General features: G+C 44.9%; 12 protein-coding genes and 5 tRNA genes. 6 read left to right on the top strand and 11 right to left on the bottom strand.

Going from position 1 to position 18280, the window contains the following annotated elements; all coding sequences use genetic code 11:
• Positions 1-139: 139 nt before the first annotated feature.
• From AB6E54_RS11670 to AB6E54_RS11630, 9 genes are all read right to left on the bottom strand, one after another.
• Positions 140-1078 (bottom strand): ABC transporter permease, encoded by a 939-nt coding sequence (locus tag AB6E54_RS11670; RefSeq protein WP_048607511.1) that lies wholly within the window; start codon positions 1076-1078, stop codon positions 140-142.
• A gap of 2 nt (positions 1079-1080) precedes the next feature.
• Positions 1081-2058, bottom strand: coding sequence for an ABC transporter permease (locus AB6E54_RS11665; protein ID WP_008218600.1), 978 nt, complete (start codon positions 2056-2058; stop codon positions 1081-1083).
• A gap of 178 nt (positions 2059-2236) precedes the next feature.
• Positions 2237-3790, bottom strand: coding sequence for an ABC transporter substrate-binding protein (locus tag AB6E54_RS11660; RefSeq protein WP_017631993.1), 1554 nt, complete (start codon positions 3788-3790; stop codon positions 2237-2239).
• A gap of 94 nt (positions 3791-3884) precedes the next feature.
• Complete coding sequence (locus AB6E54_RS11655) at positions 3885-5612, bottom strand: ABC transporter ATP-binding protein (RefSeq protein ID WP_017060132.1); 1728 nt, start codon at positions 5610-5612, stop codon at positions 3885-3887.
• Between the two features lie 891 nt (positions 5613-6503).
• Positions 6504-6580 (bottom strand) — tRNA-Pro (locus AB6E54_RS11650).
• A gap of 55 nt (positions 6581-6635) precedes the next feature.
• Positions 6636-6711: transfer RNA gene (locus AB6E54_RS11645), tRNA-His, on the bottom strand.
• Positions 6712-6755: 44 nt separating this feature from the next.
• A tRNA-Pro gene (locus tag AB6E54_RS11640) sits at positions 6756-6832 on the bottom strand.
• Between the two features lie 77 nt (positions 6833-6909).
• Positions 6910-6985, bottom strand: a tRNA-His gene (locus tag AB6E54_RS11635).
• Between the two features lie 48 nt (positions 6986-7033).
• Positions 7034-7110, bottom strand: a tRNA-Arg gene (locus AB6E54_RS11630).
• Positions 7111-7408: 298 nt separating this feature from the next.
• Between AB6E54_RS11630 and AB6E54_RS11625 the strand changes: the two genes are divergently transcribed.
• Entirely contained in the window at positions 7409-7822 is a 414-nt protein-coding gene (locus AB6E54_RS11625; RefSeq protein WP_017063036.1) for a cytochrome c5 family protein, read from the top strand.
• An 81-nt stretch (positions 7823-7903) separates the two neighbouring features.
• Here AB6E54_RS11625 and rep read toward each other — a convergent pair whose 3' ends face one another.
• Complete coding sequence (gene rep, locus AB6E54_RS11620; protein WP_017061960.1) at positions 7904-9922, bottom strand: DNA helicase Rep; 2019 nt, start codon at positions 9920-9922, stop codon at positions 7904-7906.
• 180 nt (positions 9923-10102) lie between these two features.
• Between rep and AB6E54_RS11615 the strand changes: the two genes are divergently transcribed.
• From AB6E54_RS11615 to ubiK, 4 genes are all read left to right on the top strand, one after another.
• Positions 10103-10684, top strand: coding sequence for a TetR/AcrR family transcriptional regulator (locus tag AB6E54_RS11615; protein ID WP_017061961.1), 582 nt, complete (start codon positions 10103-10105; stop codon positions 10682-10684).
• Positions 10685-10702: 18 nt separating this feature from the next.
• Entirely contained in the window at positions 10703-11809 is a 1107-nt protein-coding gene (locus AB6E54_RS11610; RefSeq protein ID WP_102332571.1) for an efflux RND transporter periplasmic adaptor subunit, read from the top strand.
• Positions 11810-11820: 11 nt separating this feature from the next.
• Positions 11821-14943 (top strand): multidrug efflux RND transporter permease subunit, encoded by a 3123-nt coding sequence (locus tag AB6E54_RS11605; RefSeq protein WP_048661258.1) that lies wholly within the window; start codon positions 11821-11823, stop codon positions 14941-14943.
• 119 nt (positions 14944-15062) lie between these two features.
• On the top strand, positions 15063-15314 hold the full coding sequence (gene ubiK, locus AB6E54_RS11600) for a ubiquinone biosynthesis accessory factor UbiK (RefSeq protein ID WP_009848085.1): 252 nt from the start codon (positions 15063-15065) through the stop codon (positions 15312-15314).
• 274 nt (positions 15315-15588) lie between these two features.
• Here ubiK and ilvC read toward each other — a convergent pair whose 3' ends face one another.
• A complete protein-coding gene (gene ilvC, locus AB6E54_RS11595; RefSeq protein WP_102332570.1) occupies positions 15589-17073 on the bottom strand; it encodes a ketol-acid reductoisomerase in 1485 nt (494 codons plus the stop codon).
• 146 nt (positions 17074-17219) lie between these two features.
• Between ilvC and ilvY the strand changes: the two genes are divergently transcribed.
• Complete coding sequence (gene ilvY / locus AB6E54_RS11590; RefSeq protein WP_102332569.1) at positions 17220-18110, top strand: HTH-type transcriptional activator IlvY; 891 nt, start codon at positions 17220-17222, stop codon at positions 18108-18110.
• Positions 18111-18280 lie beyond the last annotated feature (170 nt).

Below are 18280 nucleotides of genomic sequence, written 5' to 3'. Positions count from 1 at the left end.
ATAAAACATGAATTCCATTTTAAGTATTATTGACAGTATCAATGATACTAAGTTCCAGATCCATTAAGCAAAAAAAGAGCCGTAATTGCTTACGGCTCTTAGTTTAGTGACTTTTTTTTCTAAAAATCAAACCGCGCTATCACCCTTTATAAATTTTAGGGTTAAACACGTCACGTAACCAGTCGCCTAGTAGGTTAATAACTAGAACTAATGTTACCAAAAGCACACCTGGGAATGCCGTGATCCACCATGCTCCTGAGAAAATGTAGTTAAAACCAGTACTGATCAGGGCACCGAGTGACGGTTGGTCTACCGGAAGGCCTAAACCTAGGAAAGAAAGTGCCGCTTCTGACATGATGGCATTTGCCACCTGTACCGTAGAGATAACCAAAATTGGCGATAAACAGTTAGGCAGAATATGGCGGAACATGATGCGAGGCGCTCTAAAGCCCATCACACGTGCCGCTTCTACGTACTCTTTCTTCTTCTCTGCCAATACCGATGCACGAATCGTTCGAGCGTACTGCGGCCATTCGGCAATACCGATGATCACCACCAGCATAACAACGGCATATTGCGCGTAGAAGTCACTACCGAAACTCGCCTTAAAGATAGCCGAGACAATGATCGCAACCATCATGGTTGAGAACGAAAGCTGAACATCGGCAAAACGCATCAGGAAGCTATCGATACGACCACCGAAGTAACCCGCAGACAGACCAATGATGATACCTAGAGTCAGCTGAAGGCCAACCGCTAAGAAACCAATCGTCAATGACAGACGAGAGCCATAAAGCATGGTCGATAAGATGTCACGACCTTGCTCATCAGTACCCAGTAAGAAACGTTCTTCGCCGTCTTCCATCCAAGATGGTGGCAACTCAGAATCCATGATGTCGATAGACGTCACGTCATACGGGTCTGTTGGTGCTAGAATCGGTGCCGCTAATGCCATAACAAGGAAAGCTGCAAAGATAGCGAAGCTGACCATTGCCACTTTATCGCGTAAGAAGTAGTACAGAATGTCTGACTGCTTGAATCGCTCCCAACGAGATGGAGCTGTTGTTGTGTGTTCCATGATTATGCTCCTTTCCCTGTAATGTTCACTGTTGGGTTAATGATGCCGTAAAGCAGGTCAACAATGGTGTTCGTTACTACGAAGATCAGGCCAACGAAGATAACGTATGCGGTAATCAGTGGTGTATCCACTCGGTTAATCGCTTCAAGGAATAGGAAGCCGGTGCCCGGCCACTGGAATACAGTTTCAGTAAGAATGGTGTAAGCCACCATAGTACCGATTTGAACACCACCTACCGTTAATACTGGTAGCATTGTGTTTTTCAAAGCGTGTTGGTAGTAAATCTTGTTCAGCGCTAGGCCTTTTGCTTTACCAAACTTGATGTATTCAGAGCTAAGAACCTCTAGCATTTCAGAACGTACTAGACGAATGAATAGCGGCAGCATGATAGATGCTAGAGCAATACTCGGCAGCACTAAGTGCGCAAGGCCATCTATCGTTAAGAAGCCAGACTCCCAACCAAACCAGTTTGCGGTCTCACCACGTCCAAACGACGGCAGCCAACCTAACTCAATAGAGAATACATACATCAACATGATTGCGGTTAAGAAAACAGGCACAGAAATGCCGATACTACTGCCCGCCATCACCAGTTTAGTGAAGAAGCTTTTTGGGTGTATTGCAGAATAAACGCCAAGTGGAATCGACAGACAAACAATGATCAGAGAAGCGCCGAACACAAGTTCAAGCGTTGCGACTAGTTTATCTAAGATTACGTCCACAGCAGGGCGTTTAAAGAAATATGAAGTACCAAGATCACCTTGTAGAGCTGCGCCCACAAAGCGAGTGTATTTTGTAATGAAGGGATCATTTAAGCCGAGTTCATCACGCAGCGCTTGACGCTCCGATTCTGAAACAGATTGACCGACTAACTCACGCAACGGGTCGCCCAGGTTATCCTGAATGGCAAACGCCACCAAACTGATCACAAACATCACTATCAGTGCCTGAAACAGGCGCTTGACCAGAAACGTAACCATTCCTTGCCCCTTATCTATCCATGACTATCTAATCGAAATCCGCGACTAGATAACAAAATTCAGTCTTAAAAAAGGTATTTAGCCAGACTGAAGGAAGACCAAATACCGAAACTTAAATCTATTTCTTAATAATTTGAGAGCCTGAAAAGCTTCAGGCTCTCGATTCTAGCAAGCTAGATTATTTTACAACTAGGTCGCCGAAGTAAGGCATAACCATTGGGTTTACTACGTCTGCTGCACCTACATTAGACTTCGCGCCCCACGCTTCACTTTGCCAGTGTAGCGGTACGAATGCTGCGTCGTTGTAAAGTGTTGCTTCAACGCCTTTCAGCATTTCAGAACGCTTAACTGGGTCAGTTTCAGTGTTAGAAGCTTCTACGATCGCATCCATTTCTGGGTTTGAGTAACCAGAACAGTTGTATTGACCACGGCCAGTTTCTTCGTTACGAGTCATAGTTAGGAACTCGTTGAAGTTAGCTGAATCTTCTGTATCTGAGTGCCAGCCGATCATCATCATGTCTGCTGAACATAGGTCAAACTCAGGCCAGTACTGTGCTTTAGGCATAGTCTTAAGATCAACTTTGATACCAATCTTAGATAGCATTGCCGCAGACGCTTGCGCTACTTTCGCATCGTTCACGTAACGGTTGTTTGGTGCCATCATAGTTAGCGTAAAGCCATCTTCGTAGCCCGCTTCTTTCATCAGCTCTTTCGCTTTTTTCAGATCGTAACGAGGAACTAGGTCTTCGTTGTGACCCGCGTAGCCTGTTGGGCTTTGCTGACCAGCGGCTGTTGCGAAGCCTTTCATGATCTTCTTAACGATACCTTCGTTGTTGATTGCGTGAACAATCGCCTGACGAACGCGAACATCTTTAAGAGCTTCGTTGCTGTTTTGGTTCATTTGGAACGTGATAATACGAGTACCAGGTAGCGTTACTAGATCGATGTTCTTAGCGTTTTTAACACGCTTGTGATCGTTTGGTGCTACTGGGTGAATCATATCTACGTCACCAGAAAGAAGTGCTGCAACACGTGTTGCGTCTTCTTTGATTGGCACAAGTGTTAGCTTGTCTACGTTGCCTTCAGTTTCTGTGTCCCAGTAATCGTTGAAACGCTCGAACGTTACTTTAACGCCTTGCTCACGTTGAGTTACGATGAATGGGCCAGTACCTGAAACGTTAGTCGAAGCAAACGAGTTACCGTGCTTAACTAGCTCAGACTTGTCTTTACCTTCCGCTGTTTGGCCAGAGTAGAACTTGCTGTCCATTGGGAAGATGTAAGTTGCTGTTTGTAGTACTAGTGGGTAAGCCGCTTTTGATACTAGCTCAACTGTGTAGTCATCCACTTTTACCATTTTTTCGTATGGCGTGAAGATAGACTTAAAGTCTGGAGAAGCTTGTAGACGTTCAAAAGTCCACACAACATCATCAGCAGTCAGTTCGTTACCAGAGTGGAATTTCACACCTTTACGTAGGTTGAAGCGGAAAGTCGTTTCATCAACACGCTCCCAGCTAGATGCTAGGCGGCCTTCAAAATCCATCTCTTGAGTGAAACGTACTAGAGGGTCAAACACCATGTGAGACATTTGCAGTGTGCCACCAGACAGCTGCTCGTGCGGGTCAAGTGATACTGGGTCAGCTGCGTAGCCAACGGTAATATCTGCTGCTGCTGCACTAAAGCTTAGGCCAGCTGCCATTAAAGCTACTGCTAATTTGCTTTTCATGGTTTTCATTGCATAACTCCTTCATGCGGGAATCCAGATCCCTAGTTGTTGTATTTGCGTCTGTTTATTGTTGTTAGCAAGCTAAACTCCAGCCTGCTGATTTTTATACCGCGGCTTGTGCCACTGCTTTTTCTTCTCTTAAGCCTGTAAATTCAGGCATTAAAGAAATCAGTTGTTTGCTGTATTCATGCTGAGGTGATTGGAACAGCTGCTCCGTTGGCGCAACCTCCAATAATGTCCCCATCTGCATCACACCAACACGGTCACACATTTGGCGAATAACCGGTAGATCGTGACTGATGAACAGCATGGTTAGGTTTAGCTCGTCTTGTAAGTCTTTTAGTAGGTTAAGAATCTGAGCCTGTACCGACACGTCCAGTGCCGATGTTGGTTCATCACAAATCAAAAGACGTGGGCGAGTCGCCAAAGCGCGAGCGATAGAAATACGCTGACGTTGACCACCTGAGAATTCGTGTGGGTACTTCACCCCAGCCATTTTGCCTAAACCCACGTGCTCTAGCAGGTCGTTCACGATCTGACGAGTTTCATTTTCGTTGCGAGTAAGCTTATGGAATCGGATAGGTTCAGCAATGATGTCGAATATCTTCATTCGAGGGTTCATTGATGTGTAAGGGTTTTGGAAAACCATCTGCATTTGACGACGCATAGGGCGACGTTCTTTTTCAGATTTCAGACCAGTAAGATCAACGCCTTCAAACGTTACCTTGCCTGAGTTTGGTGCGTACAAGCCAGCAATCACACGAGCAATCGTTGATTTACCTGAACCTGATTCACCTACTAAACCAAACGTCTCACCTTCATGCACTTCAAAGCTCACGTTGTTTGATGCTTGAACGTACTCACGACGGCTCTCAAAGAAAGAATCTTTGGTAGTAAAGCGTAAGTTTACGTTCTCAACGTTCAACAGAGGGCCAGTGTAATCACGGTGATCTTGGCTTTGACCTAACCAGTGGTTCTTCACATCCAATGGTTCCATCTCTTGTGCTTCTTCGATGTAGCTAACAAGAGGGAAACGATCGAGTTTGCGATCCGAACGAGGAACCGCAGAGATAAGACTGTGTGTATATGGGTGCTCAGGAGTACCCAGAACTTTCGCTGTTGGGCCAAACTCAACTAAGTCACCACGATACATAACGGCTACGCGGTCGGTAACGTTAGATACCACGCCCATGTCGTGCGTGACCAACATGCAACCTACGTTCTTCTTAATACATAGGTCGCGAATCAAACCCAAGATCTGGTCTTGGATAGAAACATCCAGTGCTGTTGTTGGTTCATCTGCGATGATTAGGTCAGGTTCACCTGCCAATGCGATCGCGATAACCACACGCTGACGCATACCGCCAGAGAATTGGTGAGGGTACTGCTTTAAACGGTTTTCTGGTTGTGGGATACCCACTTGGTTCATCAAGTCTAATGAGCGCTGGTAGGCTTCTTGATCCGAAACCTTCATGTTGGCATGAATCGTCTCTTTTAACTGCTGTTCTACTGTGAATAGAGGGTTAAGAGAAGTCATTGGGTCTTGGAAGATAAAACCAATCTTTGAGCCGCGAACAGAACGCATCTGTTCAGGAGATAAACCAGAGACTTTTTCGCCATCCAGAAATACCTCGCCGCTAGCAATGCGGCCAGGAGGGCTCAGCAAATCGATCACAGCATTACCTACTGTTGATTTACCTGCACCAGACTCGCCTACAACACCAACAATCTCACCACGTTCAATGTTGAACGAAAGTGATTTAACTGCGGCGTGAACTCCATGACGAGATGGGTATTCGATACGAAGATTTTTTACTTCTAAAAGTGACATTACCAGACCTCTACTGCTTTGGCAGCTTTCTGCCCTGTCTGCAAAATTGAATCCATTCTTACCAGAATATTGTTCTGATATTTTATACGGTTGACAATTTGGCAAATAATTCACAGAAAAGCAACAAAAATAGGATAAAAAGTCGACATTAAACGCTTAGCAAGCAAAAGTGCCACATAACTATTCATCAAAAGAGCATATAGTAAGAAAAATCAACATTATATTATCGGCAAGAAATACTCACAAACTCCTTACCACTACTTACTTGTAGAGTTAAAGCCGTGCTTCAAAGCAGATCTCACTACCAGTCACTAAAAACAAATAATTATTCCAAAAAAACAATTAACACTATAGAAACAAGCGCTAATTTTGTTAATTTGAACAAATAAAACAACCAGATAAACGTTAATTAGCCATACATTTAACCATCTGTATTATTTTGGTAAATACAAAACAGACAAACGAAAGGCCTAATAAATCAGAGGAGTTTTTGAACGACCAAATGCGTACAAAGCTGTCAAATTCAGGCCTTAGTGAGCAAATTTAGGGTCAGGTTTCATTTTTCATAAAAGTCTTTAGACCAAACCCATTAATATGTCGAATTATTGAGCACTCCATTTATATAAAATTAGATATAGAACTGTACATTTGATAAAGAAAGCAACTCTGTAGCAGCACCATTATCAAGCAGATCGTTAGGAATCTGTCTTATATAAGAAGGGGAGATAGATGTAAGAAGCCCCGTCATTTCTGACGCGGACGGCTAGTTGAGGCTTCTTAAGTGATCAGTGAAGAGACATTCTTTGAACATCAGGCGAACCCCACTCTGTTCAAGTTATCTAAGTTTCAGATGTAAAAAAGCCCTAGTCTTTTGACTAGGGCTTCTTAAGGTGGTCGGTGAAGAGGGATTCGAACCCCCGACCCTCTGGTCCCAAACCAGATGCGCTACCAAGCTGCGCTATTCACCGAGACGTTTCGTTTGATTTCTCAAACTGGGAACTTCAAAGAAGCTACCAAAATTAATGGGGTGGCTAACGAGATTCGAACTCGCGACCACCGGAATCACAATCCAGGGCTCTACCAACTGAGCTATAGCCACCACTAATTTTTTATATAACCGCTTAAAAGCGATTATTGAAATAGTGGTCGGTGAAGAGGGATTCGAACCCCCGACCCTCTGGTCCCAAACCAGATGCGCTACCAAGCTGCGCTATTCACCGACTAGTTTTGTATCGACTCTTGGGAATAATGAATCAACACTGGAAGCCGAAGCTACCGATATTTTGTAAAGAAAGAATGGGGTGGCTAACGAGATTCGAACTCGCGACCACCGGAATCACAATCCAGGGCTCTACCAACTGAGCTATAGCCACCATTATTTCTTTTTGCCAATTTCTCACTTACCGAAGTAAGAGACCGGATGGCGCGCCTGAAAGGATTCGAACCTTCGGCCTTTGGCTCCGGAGGCCAACGCTCTATCCAGCTGAGCTACAGGCGCATGCCCTGTCGGCGGAGTGGAATAATACGTATATCACCCAATGCCGTCTAGTACTTTTTTAACTTTTTTTTCTGTTTGGTCTCTTTTTCGACAGTTAATATGTGATAAACCCCTTATTTGAGTACTACAACCCGCCACAGCTTATAAGTTGTTGTTTATTGCAACAACTTATCGGGATATAATCACCCATTATTTACATTGGTTTAACAGTTGCTCTTTGCTGGTTAAAGCCAAAACACCCTTCCAACACTATAAATTGGTAAGCATGTACTTACCTTGGGAATGTAAAGTGAGTTTAATGGATATGTCTCGTCGAATTTTAAGCGTTGTCATCGCAGTTTTAACCTTTTCAACTGGCGCAATGGCTGCAGGCCTAAGCGAAGCGGAGCACGATGCAATTGCTGAACGCATCAAACCAGTTGGCCAAGTTTACCTAGTCGGCAGCGAGCCAGTAGCCGCAGAACCAACAGGCCCTCGTGATGGCGCAGCAGTTTACGGTACCTTTTGTATCGCTTGTCACGCATCTGGCGTAAGTGGCGCACCTAAAACAGGTGATGCTGGTGACTGGGGTCCTCGCATTGCTCAAGGTCGCGACATTCTAGCTGACCACGCAATCAACGGCTTCAATGCGATGCCAGCGAAAGGTTCATGTATGGATTGTTCAGACGACGAAATCAAAGATGCTATCGAGCACATGATTGCCGGTCTGTAATTAAAAATGCCAGATTCAGAAAAGGTGACCTCATGGTCACCTTTTTTATTGGCTTCTATATAGTGCGATTAAAGTAGGGCATTACTTCTTGTTGAACATCGCTCGAATATTCGCAATGTGCGCCTGCCCTTTTTCCATTCTTTCTTCAGCGGATTGAGGCTTCTTAACGCTTTCCCACTCCACATCATCGTGCGGCAGCTCATCGAGGAAGCGGCTTTGTGTTGGCTTTATTAATTCACCATATTGACGACGTTCACGACACTTAGTAAAAGTCAGCTCTTTCTGCGCTCGAGTAATCCCCACATACATAAGACGACGTTCTTCTTCTACGTTGCCTTCATCGACACTGGTTTGGTGCGGCAAGATGCCCTCTTCTGCACCCATCAGGAATACATATGGGAACTCTAGACCTTTCGATGCATGCAATGTCATTAATTGGACTTGATCTGCATCGTCATCATCCTCACCACGCTCCATCATATCGCGCAGCGTTAAACGTTGAACCACCTCGCGCAGGGTTTTCTCTTCTTTATCGTAGTTGTCACCCTCAAGATCGGCCACAATCCAGCTATACAGATCAGAGACGTTCTTCATTCGCATTTCAGCGGCTTTCGGGCTCGCTGAGGTTTCGTACAACCAATCTTCGTAGTTGATGTCACGAACCAAAGAACGAACGGCTTCAACCGTATTACCACGCTCGGCATTGTCTGAGATACGAACAATCCAGTCACCGAAGCGGCGCAAATTTTCTAAACCACGCCCCGTCAGTGTCTGCTCTAAGCCCATCTCGAAGCTGGCCTCAAACAAGCTCTTACCACGCATATTGGCATAGCTACCTAGCTTTTCTAGCGTAACCGGGCCTATCTCACGGCGAGGCGTGTTTACAATACGCAGGAAGGCGTTGTCATCATCAGGGTTCACCAACACTCGTAGGTAAGCCATGATGTCTTTAATTTCGGCTCTAGCGAAGAAAGAGGTTCCGCCAGAGATCTTGTAGGGCACGCGGTTCTGCATCAGCGCTTTTTCAATTAAGCGCGATTGGTGGTTACCACGGTAAAGCACCGCGTAATCTTTGTACTCAGTACGGTTCAAAAACTTGTGGGCGATGATCTCACCGGTAATACGCTCTGCTTCATGCTCTTCATTCTTAGCATTCAGTACCTTGAGCTTTTCACCGTCTGGGATCTCTGAGAACAGTGACTTTTCATAAACGTGTGGGTTGTTGGCGATCAAGATGTTCGCCGCACGTAAGATTCGACTGGTTGAACGATAGTTTTGCTCGAGTTTGATCAAACGAAGATTCGGATAGTCCTCACCCAGCAACACCAAGTTTTGCGGTTTTGCACCACGCCATGAATAGATAGATTGGTCATCGTCACCTACTACTGTCAAGCGACCACGCTCTCCCACCAGTAAACGAACCAACTCATATTGGCTGGTGTTGGTATCTTGGTATTCATCGACCAGTAAATAGCGGATACGCGACTGCCAGCGCTCACGCACCTCTTGATTGGTTTTCAGTAGTAATACAGGCATCGCGATCAGATCATCAAAATCGAGTGCGTTGTATGCCTTCATCTGTTTCTGGTACATCTCAAAACAGAATGCAAACAACTGCTCTTGTTCGCCTTGAGCACGTGCTTTCGCCTGATCTGGCGTCAGCATGTCATTTTTCCAATTCGAAATGGTGCTCATTAAAGCGCGTAGCAAATCCTTATCACCATCGATCTGTCTCTCTGTTAACTCTTTTAACAAAGCTAACTGGTCTTGGTCATCAAACAAAGAGAAACCCGCTTTCAAACCCAGCGCTTTGTATTCACGGCGAATGATGGTTAAGCCCATGGTATGAAAAGTCGAAACAATCAGCCCTTTCGATTCGCCCTTACCTAGAGTTTGCCCAACACGCTCTTTCATCTCGCGTGCCGCTTTATTAGTAAAGGTCACCGCCGCAATATTACGCGCCTTATAGCCACATTCCTGAACCAGATAAGCAATTTTATTGGTGATAACACGTGTTTTACCGGATCCAGCGCCCGCTAATACTAAGCAGGGGCCCGAAACATATTTCACGGCTTCATCTTGTCTTGGGTTCAGTTTCATTTGATTCTCAGTTTGGTCTAGAGGGGCGAATTCAATTGCGCGCCTATAATAATGCTGCAACAGCACGAATGCTACGTTCTCTTATACAAGATTTTTACGCTGATTATGTAAAACTTTGTTGCACATGTGTGTGGTTATTAGGCTATAATGAATGAACGTTCATTCATTGGTGGTTGAAATATGACAACTCATGCACCTCGGGATAAACGCCAGCAAATACTTTCTGCAGCTGAAAAGCTAATTGCAGAGGTCGGTTTCCAAGGCCTTTCAATGCAAAAATTAGCCAAAGAAGCGGGAGTGGCTGCAGGCACTATCTATCGCTACTTCGATGATAAAGAGCATTTGATAGAAGATGTTCGAATGCTCGTGACTCAAAGAGTAGCTGATGCTGTTCAACAAGGGGTTAATGATTCGGATCCAATTAAACAACGCTACCGTACTATGTGGTTGAACATATGGAACTTAGCAGGAACGAATTTAGCCGCAATAAAAAATCGGGTTCAGTATGACTCTCTACCCATCACAAATAGCCTAAACTTCAGGGAACTAGAACGTAAGATGTTTGCCCAAGTTGAGCTGCTATTTAATGAGGGGAAAGAACAAGGATTGTTTAAACCACTTAACAATGAAGTATTAGGTGGATTGAGCTTGGCGGCTAGTGTTTCTCTAGCACGCAAGCATTCTTTAGGATTTTACCAACTTGATGAGGCAGAACTAGAATCTGCAATCGAAGCCAGTTGGGACGCAATAATTAAACACTAGATCGGAGTTTTGACCATAATGAAAAAGTGGACTTTCTTCATGTTACTCATCGCTGTACTACTTTTCGGCAGCGTTATTGGGTTTAACATGTTCAAACAACAAAAAATTGCTGAGTATATGGCCAACCGCCCTGAACCCGAGTTTCCAGTAACGGTAACTGAAGTTCAGCCGATCGACTGGGTTCCCGTAATTGAAGCTATCGGCTTCATCGAACCAAATCAAGGTGTGACACTAGCGAACGAAACCAGCGGTGTTATTGACCAAATTTCTTTCGAATCGGGTACTGATGTTAAGAGTGGTCAGCAACTGGTACGTCTTGATTCTGACGTAGAGAAAGCCAACCTTAAGAGTTCTGAAGCTCGTTTGCCTGCTGCGAAAGCAAAATACAAGCGTTACCAAGGTCTATTCAAGAAAGGCTCTATTTCTAAAGAAGCGTACGATGAAGCAGAAGCTAACTACTTCTCTCTTTCAGCTGATATTGAAAGTCTAAAAGCGTCTATCGATCGTCGCGAAATTCGCGCACCATTCGATGGTACCGTTGGTATCCGCAATGTTTACCTAGGCCAATACCTACAATCAGGTACTGATATTGTTCGCCTGGAAGACACCAGTGTTATGCGCCTACGCTTCACGGTTTCTCAGACTGACATCTCTCGCATCAGTGTGGGTCAAGCAGTTGATATCTTCGTTGACGCTTACCCTGAAATCCCATTTGAGGGCTCTATCAGCGCAATTGAACCTGCAGTAAGCGTGCAAAGTGGTCTTATTCAAGTTCAAGCAGACATTCCAAACAATGATGGCAAGCTTCGTAGCGGTATGTTCGCTCGCGCTAACATCATTCTGCCTAAATTAGAGAACCAAGTAACTCTGCCTCAAACAGCGATTACTTTCACTCTATACGGCGACAATGTTTATATCCTAACTGAAGAAGACGGCGTTCAACGCGTTACTCAACATGTTGTAAAAGTAGGTGAACGTACAGCTGATATTGCACACATCCTTGAAGGCGTTAAAGCCGGCGATACGGTTGTAACTTCTGGCCAAGTACGTCTAAGTAACGGTGCCAAAGTTAAGGTTGTTGAAAGTGATGCAATCACTCCACCATCTGAAACACCTAAGCTGTAACTGGAGGCACAATGCGCTTTACTGATGTTTTTATTAAACGTCCAGTTCTAGCGGTATCCATCAGCTTTTTGATTGCGCTGCTTGGCTTACAAGCAATCTTCAAAATGCAGGTGCGTGAATACCCTGAAATGACGAATACCGTCGTAACCGTAACCACGAGTTACTACGGTGCAAGTGCCGATCTTATCCAAGGCTTTATCACCCAGCCCCTCGAACAGGCTGTGGCTCAAGCGGATAACATCGACTATATGACTTCTTCTTCTGTGCTCGGTAGTTCTACTATTACCGTGAACATGAAGTTGAACACCGACCCGAATGCGGCGCTGTCTGACATACTGGCCAAGACTAACTCGGTGCGTTCTCAGCTTCCTAAAGAAGCCGAAGATCCAACCGTAACCATGTCTACCGGTTCAACGACAGCTGTACTCTACATTGGTTTTACCAGTGATGAGTTGGTGTCGAGCCAAATTACCGACTACCTAGAGCGTGTAATCAACCCGCAACTATTCACGGTAAATGGTGTATCTAAAGTCGACCTTTATGGTGGTATGAAATACGCACTGCGCGTATGGCTAGATCCATCAAAAATGGCAGCTGTTAACCTAACTGCTACTGATGTTATGTCGGTATTGAATGCCAACAACTACCAGTCAGCGACAGGTCAAGCTACTGGCGAATTCGTTCTTTATAACGGCAGTGCCGATACACAAGTATCAAACACTGAAGAGTTAGAGAACTTAGTCGTTAGAAGTGGTGAAGGTGAGATTATCCGTCTGTCTGACATCGCTAAGGTTTCTCTAGAGAAAAGCCACGACGTTTATCGTGCAAGTGCGAACGGTCAGGAGGCGGTTGTTGCAGCAATTAATGCGGCACCAAGTGCGAACCCAATCAACATCGCTGCAGATGTACTTGAGCTTCTTCCTCAGCTAGAGAAGAACCTTCCAAGCAACATCTCAATGAACGTAATGTACGATTCAACCATTGCGATTAACGAGTCAATTCAAGAAGTTATCAAGACAATTCTTGAAGCGGCATTAATCGTATTAATCGTAATCACATTGTTCTTAGGTTCATTCCGAGCGGTACTGATCCCTATAGTTACTATCCCACTGTCGTTGATTGGTGTAGCAATGGTAATGCAGGCAATGGGCTTCTCTTGGAACCTGATGACGCTACTGGCAATGGTACTCGCCATCGGTCTGGTGGTTGATGATGCGATCGTAGTACTTGAGAACGTCGACAGGCATATCAAGCTCGGGGAGTCCCCTTTCCGCGCTGCGATCATCGGTACTCGTGAAATTGCGGTCCCTGTTATCGCAATGACACTCACGCTAGGTGCGGTATACGCTCCAATCGCGATGATGGGCGGTATCACGGGCTCGCTATTTAAAGAGTTCGCATTAACCCTAGCCGGTTCTGTATTTGTATCGGGTATCGTGGCACTTACGCTGTCGCCAATGATGTGTTCAAAAATGCTAAAAGCTCACGCTGAGCCGAGCAAATTTGAGCAGAAAGTTCATAGCGTTTTGGATGGCATGACTAACCGTTACGAGCGTATGCTTGGCGCGGTTATGAACCACCGCCCAGTATTCATTGGTTTTGCGATCATCGTATTTGCAAGCTTGCCGATGCTGTTTAAGTTCATCCCTAGTGAATTAGCACCTTCAGAAGATAAAGGTGTAATCATGCTGATGGGTACGGCACCATCTAATGCGAACTTAGACTTCATGCAAAATACCATGAACGACGTAAACAAGATTCTGTCTGATCAGCCAGAAGTAGCTTACGCGCAGGTGTTCACAGGTGTTCCTAATGCAAACCAAGCGTTTGGTATTGCATCTATGGTTCCTTGGAGTGAGCGTGAAGCAAGCCAATCTGAGGTAGCAAACCGGGTTGGTGGTTTGGTGAAAGATGTACCTGGAATGGCAGTAACAGCCTTCCAAATGCCAGAGCTTCCAGGTGCGGGTTCAGGTCTTCCAATTCAGTTTGTTATTACAACGCCAAACAGTTTTGAGAGCTTGTTCCAAATTACCACTGACATCTTGACTGATGTAGCGACAAATCCACTATTCGTATACTCGGATCTCGATCTAAACTACGACTCAGCAACGATGAAAGTACACATCGACAAGGATAAAGCGGGCGCATACGGCGTAACCATGCAAGATATCGGTATCACGCTAGGTACCATGATGTCAGATGGCTACGTAAACCGTATCGACTTGAATGGTCGTTCTTACGAGGTTATCCCTCAGGTTGAACGTAAATTCCGTTTGAACCCAGAATCGATGAATAACTACTACGTACGTGCTGCGGACGGTAATGCTGTACCACTAGGCAGTTTGATTACGATTGATGTTGTGGCAGAGCCTCGCTCTCTTCCTCACTTCAACCAATTGAACTCAGCTACGATTGGTGCAGTACCTGCTCCAGGCGCTGCAATGGGTGATGCAATTGCATGGTTTGAAGACACGGCGGCGAATAAGCTTCCAAGTGGCTACAACCACGATTACATGGGTGAAGCACGTCAATACGTAACTGAAGGTAGCGCACTTTACGCGACCTTTGGTCTAGCACTGGCTATCATCTTCTTGGTACTAGCGATTCAATTCGAATCTCTGAAAGATCCATTGGTTATCATGGTATCTGTTCCACTGGCGATCTGTGGTGCCCTAATCGCTCTGGCTTGGGGTGCGGCAACGATGAATATCTACTCGCAAGTGGGTTTGATCACCTTAGTCGGCCTAATTACCAAGCACGGTATCTTGATCTGTGAAGTTGCAAAAGAAGAACAGTTGCATCATCACAAGACTCGTATCGAAGCGGTAATGGAAGCTGCGAAGGTTCGTCTTCGTCCAATCCTGATGACAACAGCTGCGATGATCGCGGGTCTAATCCCACTGATGTACGCAAGTGGTGCGGGTGCAGCTCAGCGCTTTAGTATTGGTATCGTAATCGTTGCTGGTCTAGCGATTGGTACTATCTTCACGCTATTTGTACTGCCAGTGATTTACAGCTACTTGGCTGAAAAACACAAACCTCTACCTGTATTTGTAGAAGACAAAGACCTAGAAAAGCTAGCTCGCGTCGATGAAGCAAAAGCGGCACACAGAGAATTAGCTGATAATAAGTAATCGCTAAGTCGTATTAACAATAAAAAGGCTACTTCGGTGGCCTTTTTTTATACGCCATAGGCGACATCTCAAGTGTGATTAAATAGAATAGTGGTAAATATTCAGGAGTTTTAATTGATATGTTTGATCCAAAAAAACTAGAGCAGATTGCTAAGCAGATCCACGATTCTATGCCTCAACCAGTAAAAGAGCTTGGTTCAGACGTAGATCAAAAAGTTCGCCAAGTTATCCAAGGCCAACTAAACAAGCTAGACGTTGTGAGCCGTGAAGAGTTTGATGTTCAAACACAAGTACTGCTTCGCACTCGCCAAAAGCTAACTGAAATGGAACAAAAGCTAGCTGACTTAGAAGCAAAGATTGCCGATAAGTAAGCGCAAAGCAAGAAAACTGAAAGGGTTGGTGTGAAAACGCCAACCCTTTTGTATTTCTGAGGATCAATCAAGACCTGAAAGTCGACGAAGACTGATCAAACAATGTTCATTTGATTGATTTTTAAGACTTTGTTACTAAAAGCAAAAAGGCTTGGTCAACGGCGACCAAGCCTTTTTATTAGATGTTGTGTTGCTTATTTATAACTCAAACCTGTAAGGAGTTAGTGATACTGCTTCGCTTTTTCTGCAAATTTATCAGTATCTAAGCGACTAATTAACCGCCTACAGCGATACGCTTCATGTCGCTCATGTAGCTACGTAGCTCTTCACCAATGTACTCTACAGGGTGGTTACGGATAGCTTCGTTTACTTCAATTAGCTTAGCGTTATCAACTTGGTTAGATGTCTCACCTAGACCACGGCCGATGACGTCCGTTGCTACTGAAGGCATGAACTTCTCACGTAGTAGCGGTGTTGCTACGTTAGCGAATAGGTAGTTACCGTACTCAGCAGTATCAGAGATTACAACGTTCATTTCGTAAAGACGCTTACGAGCAACTGTGTTTGCGATTAGTGGAAGCTCATGTAGAGATTCGTAGTAAGCAGACTCATCAATGATGCCTGATGCCGTCATAGCTTCGAATGCTAGCTCAACACCGGCACGAACCATAGCAACCATTAGGATACCGTTGTCGAAGTACTCTTGCTCTGAGATTTCTACGTCAGAAGCTGGGTAGTTTTCGAATGCAGTTTCGCCTGTCTCTTCACGCCAGCCTAGTAGGTTCACGTCATCGTTCGCCCAGTCAGCCATCATTGTGCTAGAGAAGTGACCAGAGATGATGTCATCCATGTGCTTGTTGTAAAGCGGACGCATTAGGTCTTTAAGCTCTTCAGAAAGCTCAAACGCTTTAACTTTAGCCGGGTTAGATAGGCGATCCATCATGTGAGTTACGCCACCAAACTTAAGTGCTTCAGTAATCGTTTCCCAACCGTATTGTAGAAGCTTGCCTGCGTAGCCAGGTTCGATGCCATCAGCAATCATCTTCTCGTAAGATACGATAGAACCCGCTTGTAGCATGCCACAAAGGATAGTTTGCTCACCCATCAGGTCAGATTTAACTTCTGCTACGAAAGAAGACTCTAGGCAACCTGCACGGTGACCACCAGTACCTGCAGCCCAAGCTTTAGCGATATCCCAACCTTCGCCTTTAGGGTCGTTTTCTGGGTGAACAGCGATAAGTGTTGGTACACCGAAGCCACGTTTGTACTCTTCGCGAACTTCAGAGCCAGGACACTTAGGTGCAACCATTACTACAGTAAGGTCAGCACGTAATTGCATGCCTTCTTCCACAACGTTGAAGCCGTGAGAGTAACCAAGAGCAGCGCCTTGCTTCATTAGAGGCATTACTGTTTCAACAACGTTTGTGTGTTGCTTATCAGGAGTAAGGTTGATTACTAGGTCTGCTTGAGGGATTAGCGTTTCGTAGCTACCCACAACAAAGCCGTTTTCATCAGCATTTTTGAATGATTGACGCTTTTCATCAATTGCCGCTTGGCGTAGAGCGTAAGATACGTCTAGACCAGAATCACGCATGTTTAGACCTTGGTTTAGGCCTTGAGCACCACAACCAACAATTACGATTTTCTTACCTTCAAGAAATTCAGCTTCTGTCGCGAATTCCTCACGATCCATAAAGCGGCAACGACCTAGTTGGTCTAGTTGTTCACGAAGGTTTAATGTATTGAAATAGTTAGCCATTCTAGGGCACTCCTTTAAAAATAAGTCCGTAAGGTCGATATCTCTCTATCGAATGACTTCATACTAAAACAGACACTCCGTTGCTGAAAGTGATATATTCACAATTAGTTATTGCAATAAATGCAACATGGAAACGATCGCAGAACATGAACATAAAATCTCTACAATTATTTATACATTTATGTGATAGCAAGAGTTTCAGCAAAACCGCTGCTGCTATGCATGTCAGTCCTTCAGCGCTGAGCCGTCAGATACAAAAGCTTGAAGAGGAAACAGGACAAGAACTGCTTATCAGAGACAACCGCAGTGTTGATCTCACCCCAGCAGGAAAACACCTATTGCCTGTAGCATTACGCATCGTTGGAGATTGGCAGCAATACAATCTTCATTTGAAAGGTGGAGAGCAAGAGCTTAAAGGTGAGATCCGTATATTTTGTTCAGTAACAGCTAGCTACAGCCACTTACCCGAACTAATTACTGAATTCAGAGCCATTCACCCGTATATTGAATTCAAGCTCTCTACGGGCGATCCTGCTCAATCTATCGACAAAATATTAAATGATGAAGCGGATATTGCTATCTCGGCGAAGCCGGACATCCTTCCTTCAAGGTTAGAATTCGAAACGATTAGCGATATACCACTATCCGTCATAATTCCATCAGGTGTCAGCAGCTTTAGCCAGCAACTTCAGTCTGACAAGCCAAACTGGAATGAAGTGCCTTTTATCATCCCTGAAGCGGGTACGGCGCGTGAACGTGCCAATGCATGGTTCAAAAAGATGAAGATAAAACCCAACATATACGCGCAAGTTTCAGGCCATGAGGCGATAGTGAGTATGGTGGCGCTAGGTTGTGGGGTAGGAATTGCACCTGATGTGGTGATTAACAATAGCCCTGTAAGAGATAAAGTCGACCGTTTAAAGATAGAACCTATCAAGCCATTTGAGTTAGGCGTATGTTGTAAGCGAGCACAGCTAGATAACCCTCTAATTCGAGCGTTCTGGCAAGTTGCAGAAGGGAAATATTTAGCGGACTAGTCGTCATTGTTTTAAATACAAAAAAGGGAAGAGCACGTCAGTGCCCTTCCCCTTTTATTTATGTATATCGCAGATAAGAAAAAAGCCCGCTGATTTCTCAGCGGGCTTTCTAATGGTGGTGGAGGGATAGGGATTTGAACCCTAGAACCGCTATTAACGGTTGCCGGTTT

Origin of the sequence: Vibrio sp. 10N.247.311.49, assembly GCF_041467655.1 — a bacterium.
In the GTDB taxonomy this organism is placed as follows: Bacteria; Pseudomonadota; Gammaproteobacteria; order Enterobacterales; family Vibrionaceae; genus Vibrio; species Vibrio crassostreae_C.
The sequence above is the reverse complement of the archived record's forward strand: the minus strand, read 5'-3'. Positions and strand labels throughout refer to the sequence as shown.

Excerpts from the sequence above, each read along its gene's own strand:
- AB6E54_RS11655 (WP_017060132.1), bottom strand. The coding sequence starts at position 5,612 with ATGTCACTTTTAGAAGTAAAAAATCTTCGTATCGAATACCCATCTCGT.
- AB6E54_RS11660 (WP_017631993.1), bottom strand. The coding sequence starts at position 3,790 with ATGAAAACCATGAAAAGCAAATTAGCAGTAGCTTTAATGGCAGCTGGC.
- AB6E54_RS11610 (WP_102332571.1), top strand. The coding sequence starts at position 10,703 with ATGAAAAAGTGGACTTTCTTCATGTTACTCATCGCTGTACTACTTTTC.
- AB6E54_RS11615 (WP_017061961.1), top strand. The coding sequence starts at position 10,103 with ATGACAACTCATGCACCTCGGGATAAACGCCAGCAAATACTTTCTGCA.
- AB6E54_RS11665 (WP_008218600.1), bottom strand. The coding sequence starts at position 2,058 with ATGGTTACGTTTCTGGTCAAGCGCCTGTTTCAGGCACTGATAGTGATG.
- AB6E54_RS11605 (WP_048661258.1), top strand. The coding sequence starts at position 11,821 with ATGCGCTTTACTGATGTTTTTATTAAACGTCCAGTTCTAGCGGTATCC.
- AB6E54_RS11670 (WP_048607511.1), bottom strand. The coding sequence starts at position 1,078 with ATGGAACACACAACAACAGCTCCATCTCGTTGGGAGCGATTCAAGCAG.
- ubiK (WP_009848085.1), top strand. The coding sequence starts at position 15,063 with ATGTTTGATCCAAAAAAACTAGAGCAGATTGCTAAGCAGATCCACGAT.
- ilvC (WP_102332570.1), bottom strand. The coding sequence starts at position 17,073 with ATGGCTAACTATTTCAATACATTAAACCTTCGTGAACAACTAGACCAA.
- AB6E54_RS11625 (WP_017063036.1), top strand. The coding sequence starts at position 7,409 with ATGGATATGTCTCGTCGAATTTTAAGCGTTGTCATCGCAGTTTTAACC.
- rep (WP_017061960.1), bottom strand. The coding sequence starts at position 9,922 with ATGAAACTGAACCCAAGACAAGATGAAGCCGTGAAATATGTTTCGGGC.
- ilvY (WP_102332569.1), top strand. The coding sequence starts at position 17,220 with ATGAACATAAAATCTCTACAATTATTTATACATTTATGTGATAGCAAG.